The 11984-nt window shown below is 71.9% G+C and carries 10 protein-coding genes; 6 read left to right on the forward strand and 4 right to left on the reverse strand.

What is annotated here, in order from left to right; translation table 11 throughout:
• Positions 1–56: 56 nt before the first annotated feature.
• Genes ACZ7L1_RS14640 through ACZ7L1_RS14650 form a run of 3 tightly spaced genes read right to left on the reverse strand, consistent with a single transcriptional unit; the run spans position 57 to position 5010 of the window.
• Positions 57–3578 (reverse strand): 5-oxoprolinase/urea amidolyase family protein, encoded by a 3522-nt coding sequence (locus tag ACZ7L1_RS14640; protein ID WP_471437224.1) that lies wholly within the window; start codon positions 3576–3578, stop codon positions 57–59.
• Positions 3575–4192, reverse strand: a complete 618-nt coding sequence (locus tag ACZ7L1_RS14645; RefSeq protein WP_471437226.1) for an urea amidolyase associated protein UAAP2 — start codon at positions 4190–4192, stop codon at positions 3575–3577. Before ACZ7L1_RS14645 ends, ACZ7L1_RS14640 begins: the two co-directional genes overlap by 4 nt.
• Positions 4189–5010: an urea amidolyase associated protein UAAP1 gene (locus tag ACZ7L1_RS14650; protein ID WP_471437228.1), complete on the reverse strand. Its 822-nt coding sequence runs from the start codon at positions 5008–5010 to the stop codon at positions 4189–4191. Before ACZ7L1_RS14650 ends, ACZ7L1_RS14645 begins: the two co-directional genes overlap by 4 nt.
• A gap of 190 nt (positions 5011–5200) precedes the next feature.
• Between ACZ7L1_RS14650 and ACZ7L1_RS14655 the strand changes: the two genes are divergently transcribed.
• From ACZ7L1_RS14655 to ACZ7L1_RS14680, 6 genes are all read left to right on the forward strand, one after another.
• Entirely contained in the window at positions 5201–5827 is a 627-nt protein-coding gene (locus ACZ7L1_RS14655; protein ID WP_103839068.1) for a TetR/AcrR family transcriptional regulator, read from the forward strand.
• 398 nt (positions 5828–6225) lie between these two features.
• The gene (locus ACZ7L1_RS14660; protein WP_471437230.1) at positions 6226–7851 is read left to right on the forward strand and encodes a sensor histidine kinase; all 1626 of its coding nucleotides are present in this window, start codon (positions 6226–6228) and stop codon (positions 7849–7851) included.
• Positions 7848–8255 (forward strand): roadblock/LC7 domain-containing protein, encoded by a 408-nt coding sequence (locus ACZ7L1_RS14665; protein ID WP_388999019.1) that lies wholly within the window; start codon positions 7848–7850, stop codon positions 8253–8255. The genes ACZ7L1_RS14660 and ACZ7L1_RS14665 overlap by 4 nt, the downstream gene beginning before the upstream one ends.
• Complete coding sequence (locus ACZ7L1_RS14670; RefSeq protein WP_471437232.1) at positions 8252–8668, forward strand: DUF742 domain-containing protein; 417 nt, start codon at positions 8252–8254, stop codon at positions 8666–8668. Before ACZ7L1_RS14665 ends, ACZ7L1_RS14670 begins: the two co-directional genes overlap by 4 nt.
• Positions 8649–9269: a GTP-binding protein gene (locus tag ACZ7L1_RS14675; RefSeq protein ID WP_471437234.1), complete on the forward strand. Its 621-nt coding sequence runs from the start codon at positions 8649–8651 to the stop codon at positions 9267–9269. The genes ACZ7L1_RS14670 and ACZ7L1_RS14675 overlap by 20 nt, the downstream gene beginning before the upstream one ends.
• A 230-nt stretch (positions 9270–9499) precedes the next feature.
• Positions 9500–11032, forward strand: a complete 1533-nt coding sequence (locus tag ACZ7L1_RS14680) for a cytochrome P450 (RefSeq protein WP_471437236.1) — start codon at positions 9500–9502, stop codon at positions 11030–11032.
• A gap of 4 nt (positions 11033–11036) precedes the next feature.
• On the opposite strand, the gene ACZ7L1_RS14685 is transcribed toward ACZ7L1_RS14680, so the two are convergent.
• On the reverse strand, positions 11037–11978 hold the full coding sequence (locus ACZ7L1_RS14685) for an RluA family pseudouridine synthase (RefSeq protein ID WP_471437238.1): 942 nt from the start codon (positions 11976–11978) through the stop codon (positions 11037–11039).
• Between the last annotated feature and the right edge of the window lie 6 nt (positions 11979–11984).

Here is an 11984-nt window from a genome sequence, read left to right on the forward strand (position 1 = left end):
TGGTGCGGGTTCGTCGGCTTGTCGCCGGTGGGCACACACCACCCACCGGGTCGCTTTCACGTTGCCGTCGGCTGCGGGGGGCCGAGGACCACCAGGGGGGTTCCCGCTTCCACCTGGGCTCCCGGCTTCGTGAGGATCTCTGTCACCACGCCCGGCACCGGCGCGTGCACCCTCGACTCCATCTTCATGGCCTCCAGGGCCAACAGGGGCTGTCCTGCCGTCACCTCGTCGCCCGGCTCCACGTTCACCTGCCACACGGACGCGGCGAAGTCGGCCTCCACGAGCCGGCCACCCGGCGGAACCGTCACCTCGGAGGGCGCCGCAGGCGCGGTCGCCGTCTCCGCTCGGGCGAACTCGCCCGACGCCTCCCAGGCGGCGCGTTCCGCGGCGAAGGCGGCCTGCTGACGGGACCTGAACTCGGCGATCGCCGAGGCGTTCCCGGTGAGGAACGCCTCGTACTCCGCCAGGGAGAACACGCCCTCCTCGATCCGCGGCACGAAGCGGCCCGAGACGATGTCCGCGCGGAGTTCGAGCAGTTCGTCCGCGCTCACCGGGTACCACTTGATGCGGTCGAAGAAGCGGAGCAGCCACGGGAAGCCCGGCTCGAAGGCGCCCCGCTGCTGCCATCCCGACCAGACCTGTGTCGTCCGGCCCACGAACTGGTAGCCGCCGGGGCCCTCCATGCCGTAGACGCACAGGTAGGCGCCGCCGATGCCGACCGAGTTCTCGGCGGTCCAGGTGCGGGCCGGGTTGTACTTGGTGGTCACCAGGCGGTGGCGCGGATCCAGCGGTGTGGCCACCGGAGCGCCCAGGTAGACGTCGCCCAGGCCCAGGACCAGGTACTCGGCGTCGAAGACCGTGCGGTACACGTCCTCCACCGAGTCCAGGCCGTTGACGCGGCGGATGAACTCGATGTTCCACGGGCACCAGGGCGCGTCGTCGCGGACGCCCGCCATGTAGCGGGCGATCGCCTCACGGGTGGCCGGGTCGTCCCAGGACAGGGGGAGGTGGACCGTGCGGGACGGGACGACCAGCTCGCCGGTGGGAGGCAGGGCCGCGACCATCTCCCTCACCAACGCGAGCAGTTCGGGCTGGGCGAGCCTGCGCGGGTCGGTCTGGATCTGGAGGGAGCGGATGCCGGGGGTGAGATCGGTGACTCCGTCCAGGCACGCCCGCGACACCGCCTCCATCAGCGCGTGCACCCGCATCCGCAGCGCCAGGTCCAGGTGCATCGGGCCGAACTCGACCAGCAGGTTGTCGTCGCCGCTGCGCCGGTACGTCACGTCGCCGTCGCGGGCCAGTACGCCGCCGTCCACGATGGCGGGCCGGGGCGTGCCGTCGTCGGCCAGCGGTGCGAAGCGGACGGTGTCGCCCGGGCGCAGCTGGCCGAGCTTCCAGCGTTCCCCGGTGGGCACCGTCGCCGGGCAGACGAAACCGCCGAGCGACGGGCCGTCCGGGCCGAGCAGGACCGGCATGTCGCCCGTGTAGTCGACGGCGCCGACCGAGTACGGCGTGTCGTGGATGTTGGACGGGTGCAGACCCGCCTCGCCGCCGTCCGGGCGCGCCCAGCGCGGCTTGGGGCCGACCAGGCGTACTCCGGTGCGGGCCGAGTTGAAGTGGACCTTCCACTCGGCGGCGTAGAAGTCGTGGATGTCGTCCTCGGTGAAGAACTCCGGTGCCGCGTGGGGGCCTTCCAGGGCTCCCAGCAGCCACGAGGAGGTGAGGGCCGGGCGGTCGGCGGCCGGCACCGGGGTGCCCGTCGTCACCGTGCCGCCGTGCAGGACGTCTCCCGTGCGCAGCGCCCGGCCGCCGTGGCCGCCGAACCGGCCCGGCGTGAAGGTGGCCGCGCTGTCGAGGAAGGCGGGCACGTCCAGGCCGCCGCCCGCGAACAGGACGTACGTCCGCAGCCCGTGTCCGGAGGGCGCCCCGATCTCCAGGACCGCTCCCGCCGGCACCGTCACCGGCTCCCACTGCGCGACCGGCGCACCGTCCAGCGTGACCGGTGCGGGGGCGCCCGTGACGCACACGGTGGTGGCGTGCGTGAAGCGCAGTGTCGGGCCCTGCAGCGTGCACTCCAGGCCGGGCGCGCCCTCCGGGTTGCCGAGCGCCCGGTTGCCGAGCCGGAAGGACAGGTCGTCCATCGGGCCGCACGGGGGCACTCCGACCTGCCAGTAGCCGGTGCGGCCCGGCCAGTCCTGCACGGTGGTGAGGGTTCCGGCCGCCACGACCTCGATACGCGGGGTGGGGTCCGTGACGGTGGCGAGGGTCGCCGTGGAGTGCGTGGCGGACCGGAAGGCGTCGGCCGCGAGAGCTGCCCGGATGTGGCCCAGGTTCGTCTCGATGCCGTCGACCCGGGTGCGGGACAGGGCCTCGTCCAGCCGCCGCAGCGCGTGCTCCCGGTCCGGACCGTAGGCGATGACCTTGGCGAGCAGGGGGTCGTAGGAGGTGGTGACCTCCGTGCCCGTCTCGATCCAGCCGTCCACGCGCACGCCCTGGGGGAACTCGACCCGGGTGAGCAGTCCGGCGCCGGGCCGGTGGTCGCGGGAGGGGTCCTCGGCGTAGAGGCGGGCCTCGACGGCGTGGCCGCGGGGCGGGCCCGGGTCCCGTACGACGGCGTGGTCGCCGCGCGCCAGGCGCAGCATCCAGGCGACCAGGTCGACGCCGTACGTCTCCTCGGTGACCGGGTGCTCCACCTGGAGGCGGGTGTTGACCTCCAGGAAGTACGCCTCCTCGCGAACCGCGTCGTACACGAACTCGACGGTGCCGGCGGACCGGTAGCCGACGGAGGCGCACAGGTCGCGGGCGGAGTCGGCCAGGTGCCGCCGCATGTGGGGCGGGAGTCCCGGGGTCGGTGCCTCCTCCACGACCTTCTGGTTGCGGCGCTGGAGGGAGCAGTCGCGGTCGCCGAAGGTGACGACCTTCCCCGCGCCGTCGCCGAAGATCTGCACCTCCACATGGCGGGCGTGCTCGACGAGCCGCTCCAGGAAGACACCGGCCGTGGAGAAGGAGGCGGCGGCGACCCGCTGCACCCGCTCCCATGCCTCGGTCAGTTCGGCGGCGGATCGACAAGCCGACATGCCGATGCCGCCGCCACCGCCCGTCGCCTTGAGCATCACCGGATAGCCGATCACCTCGGCCTGGTCCAGCGCGTCCGCCAGGGAGGCGAGCAGGCCTGTGCCCGGGGCCAGCGGTACTCCCGCCGCCCGGGCCGCCGTCCGCGCGGTGTGCTTGGTGCCGAACAGCTCCAGCTGTTCGGGGGTCGGGCCCACGAACACGATCCCGGCGTCCTCGCAGCGGCGCGCGAACGCCGCGTCCTCGGACAGGAATCCGTAGCCGGGGTGGATCGCCCCCGCGCCCGTGTCCTTGGCGGCCTTCAGCACCAGGTCCGGATCGAGGTAGGACTCCTTCGCGGGCGCCGGGCCCAGCCGTACCGCCTGGTCGGCGAGACGGACGTGGGGTGCCGAGCGGTCCGCGTCGGAGTAGACCGCGACCGTGCGCAGGCCGAGCTCGCGGGCCGTGCGCAGGATGCGGACGGCGATCTCGCCCCGGTTGGCGACCAGCAGCGTGTCGAAGCTCATGCGGTGTCCCCCCGGCCGGCTCCGATGGTCATCGCCACCGCCGTCGGCTCGAAGCCGTTGCACGGGTTGTTGATCTGGGGGCAGTTGGAGACGAGTACGAGGACGTCCCGCTCTGCCCGCAGGGTCAGCGAGAGGCCGGGGGCCGAGATGCCGTCGACGATGCCGAGGGTGCCGTCCTTTTCGACGGGAACGTTCATGTACCAGTTGATGTTGGACACCAGGTCGCGCTTGCCGAGGCCGTACTTGGCGCCCTCCGCGAGGAAGTTGTCCACGCAGGCGTGCTGCGACCAGGTGTGGTGGCCGTACCGGAGCGTGTTCGACTCCTTGGAGCAGGCGCCGCCGACCGTGTCGTGCCGGCCCACGTCGTCCGCGACGACCGTCATCAGCGGGGTGTGCTCGTTGGACAGCAGCACGCTGCCCGTGGTCAGGAAGATGGTGCCCTGTGCGTGGATCGTGTCGGGGGCGCTGTAGCGCACGGACGTGTCGTGTGCGTCGTAGACGAGGAAGTCGACGGCCTGGTTGCCGCACAGGTCGGTGACGGTCAGCGTCTCGCCGGTGCGTACGACGGACGACCAGGCGGCACGGGCCGGAACGACGGTCTTCACGGTCTTCATGCGAGCCCCCTGGCGGCGAGGAATTCGACGGTGTTCAGGAAGGCGCGGCGGCCCTCGGGGGTGGCCTCCCACAGCTGGTCGCCGGGGCGGGTCGCCTCCGAGCGCCAGGCGAGGACCTCCAGTGGGGTGCACACGTAGTCCGGGCGCGGGTCGACCGGGTGGGGGACGTTGGCGATGAGCACCGTGGCGTCCTGCTCGGCGCGGAGGGTGACGCTGCCGCCGGGGCCGACGGAGCCCGTGAAGTCGAGGGCGCCGTCCTCGCGGACCTCCACGCCCTGGAAGAACGACAGCGACGGCGGCAGGTCGCGCGGCTGAAGCCCGTTCTTCGCGGCGGCCAGCTTGAACAGCTCGCGCCCTGCGGGGGAGGCGGACTGCGGGGTGCCGTCCCCGTAGCGCTCGGTGTTGCGGGCGAGCGCGGAGGTGCCGCACAGGGCGTCGTGCCGCCCGGAGGTGTCGGCGACGACCGATGCGAGGACGCGGCCCTGGTCGGACAGGAGCAGCCGTCCCTCACCGAGGTACGCGTTCCACTGCACCTTGACCGTGTCGGCCACGTTCAGCCGCTCCCACGGGCGGTCGGCGAACAGCAACAGATGGGCACAGGCATCGCCGCGCAGATCCGTCAGGCGCATCTCGGTGCCGCGGGCCAGCACCCGGTGCGTGTAGTTGCCGCCCGCCACGGTCTCCGCCCATACCATGTGGCCGGCCTCGCAGGGCGGCGCGGGCCAGGCGCTCGCCGGCACGACGGGCATGGCTTCGGCACGGGCGCCCTCCTGTGCCCGGGCGTGGTCGCGTGCTCCGTAGGTGGTCGCTGTCGCCATCGCGGGACCTCCGGGGGTCGGGTGACTACGGTTATTTCTGTCGCTCGACAGAAATTAGGCGGGGAGCGGGTCGCCGCCGTGTCCCGGGCGTTGCCGGTCGGTTTCCGGTCCCTCACCGCGGGCGCCGGGCGGGGCCGTCGTCGCACAGCGCCGAGATCGTCGTACCGCGTCATGTGCGAGGATCGACCGCATGGGAACCGGTGGTGGGCGGCGGGTCGGCAGGCCGCGGGCGGAGCGGCGGCCCGACAGCGGACTGTCGCCGCGCGACGAGCTCCTCACGGCCGCCGCCGAGTTGTTCACCACCCACGGATATGCCGCGACCACCACGCGCGCCGTCGCCGAGCGGGCCGGGATGCGGCAGGCGTCCATGTACCACTACGTGTCCGGCAAGGAGGAACTGCTCGCCGAACTGCTGGAGTCCACCGTCACGCCCTCGCTGTCCTGTGCGCGCGACCTGCTCGCCGACGACACCGCCCCGGCCGAGGACCGGTTGTGGGAGCTGTGCCGCACCGACGTCGAGCTGCTCTGCGGCGGCCCGCACAACCTGGGCGGTCTCTACCTGCTGCCCGAGGTGCGCTCCGAGCGGTTCGCCGGCTTCCATGCCGTGCGCGCCGAACTCAAGGACGCCTACCGGCAGTTGATCGCCGCCACCCGCGCGGGCTCCGGCCTCGCCAAGGGTGAGCTGGATCTGCGGACGGATCTGGTCTTCGGGCTGATCGAGGGCGTCATCCTGGTCCACCGCTCCGACCCGGACCGCCCGGTGTCCGTCTTCGCGGAGGCCACGGCGGACGCGGCGCTGCGCATCGCCGGAGTCTGAGGCTTTCTCGGAGCCTCGGAGCCTCGGAGCCTCAGGGGCTCCGGGACTCGAGGTCGCAGGTCATCAGGTCCACTGCCTCGCAGGCGAATTCCCCTGTGCGGGGGACCGATCTCGACTGCTCGTACGCCGTGACGGTGTGTGTTCGAATGGCGGCGCACCGTAGGAAAAATGCCGAGCGTACTCCTGACGCGATGGGCATTTCAGGTGCTTGCCGAATATGACATGGCGATGATCCGGTCGGACTAAGCTCGCCCGCGGCGCACCGAGTTGAGGTGTATTCGTGCGCCTGTTCCCAAACATACCGAAGATCCAGTTGTCACCCCGTTTCGATCCGGTACCTACCCGTCTTTTCCCGCAAGCACCCCCCGATCCAGCCGATTCAGTCTCAGAGGGCATACATGGTGAGTGTTCAATCGCCTCCTGGTGGCCGTGAACTTCCCTACGCACGCGTGCTGTTGGCGCCGTTCATACTGATGTGCGCGGCGACGGGGGCCGCGGTCGCCGTGCTCACCGGGCCGGCCCGGACCGCCGTCGGCTGGTGCGGGGCCATCGCCACGGTCCTGGTGACCGCCGTCGCTGCCGTGGCGGTCCACCGTGAGCGCGCCTTGCGTGCGCTGCGCGCCGAGTGTGCGCAGCGCACCGCCTTTCTGGAACGGCGGATCGCCTCCCAGAACGACGACCTCGACTACCTGCGCACCGAGATCGTGCCCAGGGCGGTCGCCAAGCTGCGCGAAGCCATCTCGCCCGGACAGGTGCTCACCCAGCTCGTCGACGGCACCCCGGAGTTCCGCGGGATCCCCGACGCGCAGCGCCGGTTGCTGAAAACCGTGCTGCAGGTCATCGATCGTGAGATCGCGCGGCGCGACTCCGCCCTGCGTGCCTTCGTCCACATCGCCCGCCGCGTCCAGGCCATCGTCCACCAGCAGGCCAACGAACTGCGGGAGATGGAGGAGGACCACGGCCTGACCCCCGAGGTCTTCGACGACCTGCTGCGCCTCGACCACGGCAACGCGCTCATCGGCCGCCTCGCCGACTCCATCGCCGTCATCGGCGGCGGCCGTCCGGGCCGCAAGTGGCCCCAGCCCGTGCCGCTGTACAGCTGTCTGCGCGGCGCGATGAGCCGCATCCTGGAGTACCGCCGCATCGAGCTGCACTCCATCGCCAAGGTGAACATCAGGGGCGAGTCGGTCGAGCCGATCATCCACGCCGCCGCCGAACTCCTCGACAACGCCACGCGGTACTCGCCGCCCAACACCAAGGTGCACGTCACCGCCACCGAGGTGCAGACCGGTGTCTGCGTCGAGATCGAGGACGGCGGAGTCAGCCTGAGCGGCGAGAACCGCGCCAAGGTCGAGAGGATGCTCGCCGAGGCCCAGGCCGGCGTGGACGTCCAGCAGCTCGGTGAGGCCCCCCGCCTGGGCCTGGCCGTCGTCGGGCGCCTGTCGTCGATGTTCAACATGGAGGTCTCGCTGCGGAAATCGGCCTACGGCGGCGTCCGCGCGATCCTCGTCGTCCCGAACGACATGACGACCACCGACCCCGCCCCCGGGCAGGCCCACGGCGTCGGCATCACCTCCATTCCGACCCTGGACAACGACGGCGTGGAGGGGCCCAAGCGCAAGGACAAGCCCCGCCGCCCCACCACCGGGCCTCGGGTCAGGGAGCGGCTGTCCCTGGAGGACGACGTCCCCGTGGTCACCGAGTGGACGGCGGGCGGCCTGCCGCAGCGCCGCAGCAGGGTGAAGATCCCGCTGAGCCAGCAGATCGCCGAGGCGGCCGCCGCGGAAGCCGCCGCCCAGGCCATCCAGGCCAGGAGCCACGCGCCCGTCAGGCCGGAGCGCGAACGCAAGAAGAAGGACGAGCCGCCGCCCGGCATGTGGGTGGAGGCGTTCTTCGCCGGGCTCAAGGCCGACCCGGACCCGAACGCCTTCTCCTGCGGGCCACCGGACGACGACGCGCACGCAACCACCAGCACCGACGAGCCGGCCGCTGCCCAGGCCGACGACGAGGGGGACCCGAAGTGATCCAGCAGCGAGGCAACCTGGACTGGTTGCTGAAGGAACTCGCCGACGGCGTGCCGGGCATCCACCAGATCGTGGTGCTCTCCGCCGACGGACTGCGCATCGCCCGCTACGGCGGCGACCCGGACGCCGCCGACCGCGTCGCCGCGGCCTGCGCCGGACTGCAGAGCCTGGCCGGGGCGGTCGCGGCCGAGATGCCGGACAGCGACGGCCGGATGCGCATGGTCATCATCGAGATCGACGGCGGCTACTTCTACATGATGGAGGCCGGTCCGAACGCCTACCTGGCGGTGCTCTCCGACGTGGTGGCCGAAGCCGGCCTGATGAGCAACCGCATGCGCGATCTCGTCATCCGTATCGGCGACCACCTGACGAGTCCGCCGCGACGGACCGGGCAGACCGTATGACTCCTCCGCAACGGCGCCGGCGCCATCCCCAGGAACAGCCTCCCCCGGAGCCTGTCACCGAAGGCGGCGCGGCGGAAGGCGAGGGGAAGCAGCCCGAGCGGCTGTACATCCTCGCCGGCGCGGCCGACGGGGGCGAACGGGCCCCCATCGACCTGGTCACCCTGATCGTGACCAGCGCCGACCCGCCGCCCGCCGCCACGCCGGAGCAGTCGGCGCTGCTCCGGCTCTGCCAGGCCCCCCTGTCCGTGGCCGAGATCTCGGCCTACCTCAGTCTGCCGTTCAGTGTGGTGACCATGCTGATCACCGACCTGCTGGCGGCCGAACTGGTTCAGGCACGCGCCCCGATCGTCCGGCAGGCGGTGCCCGACCGTTCTCTCCTCGAAGCGGTGATGCATGGACTTCAAAAGCTCTGACACCGTCCCGGGACCGTCCCCCGAGGATCACCTGCCGCACACCACGCAGGCCGCGGTCAAGATCGTCATCGTGGGCGGGTTCGGGGTCGGCAAGACCACCATGGTCGGTTCCGTCAGCGAGATCAGGCCGCTGACGACCGAGGAGACCATGACCCAGGCGGGCATCGGAGTCGACGACAACTACGGCTCCGACAGCAAGACGGCCACCACCGTGGCCATGGACTTCGGCCGGATCAGCATCACCGAGCAGCTGGTGCTGTACCTGTTCGGCACCCCGGGCCAGGAACGCTTCTGGTTCCTGTGGAACGGCCTGTTCGAGGGCGCGCTCGGAGCCGTCGTCCTGCTCGACACCCGCCGCCTCGAGGTCAGCTTCGACGTCATCGGCCGGCTGGAGGAGCGCGGCGTGCCCTTCGTGGTCGCCGTCAACTCCTTTCCGGACGCGCCTCGTCACCCCATCGAGGAGCTGCGCGGGGCACTCGATCTGCCCGCCGAAATCCCGATCACGGAGTGTGACGCCCGGCGCCGGGCCTCCAGCCGTGAGGTCCTGATGACGCTGATGCGCTTCCTGCACTCCCTGGCGATGCGCCGCGCCCCCGTGTGAGGGCCCCGCCCCTGCGTAATGGCGCTCGTGCCCCCGCGTAATGGCGCTCGTGCCCCCGGGTAATGGCGCTCGTGCCCCCGCGTGAAGTGCTCGTGCCCCCGTAGTGAAGGCGATCGCGACCGCCTGAGAGCGCCCGCGTTGCCGTCCCCGTGTTTCGTGCACATTCCCATACCCATCCCGAATCCCCACCCCTAGACACAGGTTCGACCTGACGTTCCGGAGCGACCATCGTGACGCCTGAATCCCCCTCCCTCACCGGAAGCGACCACACCGGCAGCGACCACACCGGCACGGACGCCTCCCCGGCCGTCCCGCCGCCCGGCTGTCCGGCCCACGGCCTCGGCCCCGGCGGCGTGCGCCGGCTCTACGGTCCCGAGGCGGAGGACCTGGGAGCCCTGTACGAGAAACTCCGTGCCGAACACGGCCCCGTGGCGCCCGCGCTGCTCCACGACGACGTGCCGATCTGGGTGGTGCTGGGGCACGCGGAGAACCTGCACATGGTGCGCAGCCCCGCGCACTTCACCCGTGACAGCCGCATCTGGGCTCCGCTGGTGAGCGGCGAGGTCAAGCCCGACCACCCGCTGACGCCGCACTTCGCCTGGCAGCCCATCTGCTCGCACGCCGAGGGCGACGAGCACCTGCGGCTGCGCGGGGCGGTCACCGGCGCCATGTCGACCATCGACTACCGGGGCCTGCGCCGGTTCATCAACCGCGCGACGCAGTACCTCGTCAACCGCTTCTGCGAACAGGGCCGGGCCGACCTCGTCGGCCAGTTCGCCGACCACCTCCCGATGGCGGTGATGTGCGAGGTGCTCGGCATGGGCGAGGAGTACAACGACCGGATCGTGCACGCCGCCCGCGACATGCTCAAGGGCACCGAGACCGCGATCGCCAGCAACCAGTACATCGTGGACGCCCTCGGCCGGCTCGTCGCCCGCCGCCGGACCGATCCCGACGACGACTTCACCACCCACCTCATCAACCACCCCGCCCGGCTCACCGACGACGAGATCAGGGAGCACCTGCGGGTGGTCCTGATCGCCGCCTACGAGGCCACCGCCAACCTCCTCGCCAACGTGCTGCGGATGATCCTCACCGATCCGCGGTTCCGGGCGCAGCTCAGGGGCGGGCAGATGACGGTGCCCGAGGCGGTCGAGCAGTCCCTGTGGGACGAGCCGCCGTTCAGCAGCATCCTCGGCTACTTCGCCAAGCAGGACACGGAACTGGGCGGGCAGCGCATCCGCAAGGGCGACGGACTCCTCTTCGCCATCGCACCCGGCAACGTGGATCCCCGGGTGCGGCCCGACCTCTCGGCCAACATGCAGGGCAACCGCTCCCACCTCGCCTTCGGCGGCGGCCCGCACGAGTGCCCCGGCCAGGACATCGGGCGTGCCATCGCCGACACCGGCATCGACGCCCTGCTGACGCGGTTGCCCGACCTCGAACTCGACTGCGGCGAGGACGAGTTGCGTTGGACCGCGTCCATCGCGTCACGGCACCTGGTGCAGCTGCCGGTGCGGTTCCAGCCGAAGCCGCCGCAGGACGTGACGCAGCAGCCGTCGCTGCGGCCGGCGCCCGCGCAGCGCAGCGACTGGGAGATCACGACGGCCTCCGCCGCCGGGAGCGCCACTGCCGCCCCGGAGCCGCTGCCGGCTCCGCTCCCGCCGCCTGCCGCCGTGCCGACGCCCTCGGAACCGGCCGCCGAGCCGCGGCCCCGGCCCGGGCTGTGGCGCCGGATGCTGCGACGGTGGCTGGGCCGCTGAGCCGCTACCCCTCCCACGCCTCGTACGCCGACCAGGCCTTGAGCACCCGCTCGCTGACGAAGCGGTGCGCGCGCCCCGTGACCGGATCGGTGAACTCCAGCACCCGCGCCAGCAGTTGCAGCGGGCGCCGGAAGTCACCGGCCGGCACGGGGTCGGCCACCACCGGGTACAGCGGGTCCCCGAGGATCGGCAGGCCCAGCGCGTTCATGTGCACGCGCAGCTGATGGGTCTGCCCGGTGTACGGCAGCAGCCGGTAGCGTCCGAGCCCGGCGCGGTGCTCCAGCGGCTCGATCCGGCTGACCGCGTTGGGCTCGCCCGGCACCTCCCGGGCCGTCATCACCCCGCGCTCCTTCACGATCCGGCTGCGCACGGTGCGGGGCAGGGCGGCCTCGGGGTCGTACGGGGCGACGGCCTCGTACTCCTTGGTGACGCGCCGGTCCCGGAACAGCGACTGATAGGTGCCGCGCTCCTCGGGCCGCACGGTGAACAGCACCAACCCGGCGGTGAGCCGGTCCAGCCGGTGCGCGGCGGTCAGCGCCGGGATGCCCAGGTCGCGCCGGAGCCGGGCGAGCGCGGTCTCGGCGACATGGCTGCCGCGCGGCGTGGTGGCCAGGAAGTGCGGCTTGTCGGCGACGACGATGTGCTCGTCCCGGTACACCACGTCGACGGGATACGGCACCCGCGGCTCGTCGGGCAACGCACGGTGGAACCACACGTACATGCCCGGCACATACGCCGCGTCCGGGGCGACGGGCCGCCCGTCCGCCCCGACGACCAGCCCCGCCTCGAGCATCCCGTCGATCACCCCGTCCCCGGCCGCGAGCCGCGCCACGAGATGCTCCCGCACGGTGGCCCATCCCCCGTCGAACGGCAACCGCACCCGCACCGGATCGACCCCGCTGCGCTGCGGCAGGGGAGAGGGCGGGGTACGGGGTCGGCGGCTCATGGGGCT

The sequence above is a fragment of the Streptomyces sp. NPDC107546 genome (genome assembly GCF_055639175.1).

What these genes read in the sequence shown, in the direction of transcription:
- ACZ7L1_RS14640 (WP_471437224.1), bottom strand. Translation starts at nt 3,578, where the DNA reads ATGAGCTTCGACACGCTGCTGGTCGCCAACCGGGGCGAGATCGCCGTC.
- ACZ7L1_RS14645 (WP_471437226.1), bottom strand. Translation starts at nt 4,192, where the DNA reads ATGAAGACCGTGAAGACCGTCGTTCCGGCCCGTGCCGCCTGGTCGTCC.
- ACZ7L1_RS14650 (WP_471437228.1), bottom strand. Translation starts at nt 5,010, where the DNA reads ATGGCGACAGCGACCACCTACGGAGCACGCGACCACGCCCGGGCACAG.
- ACZ7L1_RS14655 (WP_103839068.1), top strand. Translation starts at nt 5,201, where the DNA reads ATGGGAACCGGTGGTGGGCGGCGGGTCGGCAGGCCGCGGGCGGAGCGG.
- ACZ7L1_RS14660 (WP_471437230.1), top strand. Translation starts at nt 6,226, where the DNA reads ATGGTGAGTGTTCAATCGCCTCCTGGTGGCCGTGAACTTCCCTACGCA.
- ACZ7L1_RS14670 (WP_471437232.1), top strand. Translation starts at nt 8,252, where the DNA reads ATGACTCCTCCGCAACGGCGCCGGCGCCATCCCCAGGAACAGCCTCCC.
- ACZ7L1_RS14675 (WP_471437234.1), top strand. Translation starts at nt 8,649, where the DNA reads ATGGACTTCAAAAGCTCTGACACCGTCCCGGGACCGTCCCCCGAGGAT.
- ACZ7L1_RS14685 (WP_471437238.1), bottom strand. Translation starts at nt 11,978, where the DNA reads ATGAGCCGCCGACCCCGTACCCCGCCCTCTCCCCTGCCGCAGCGCAGC.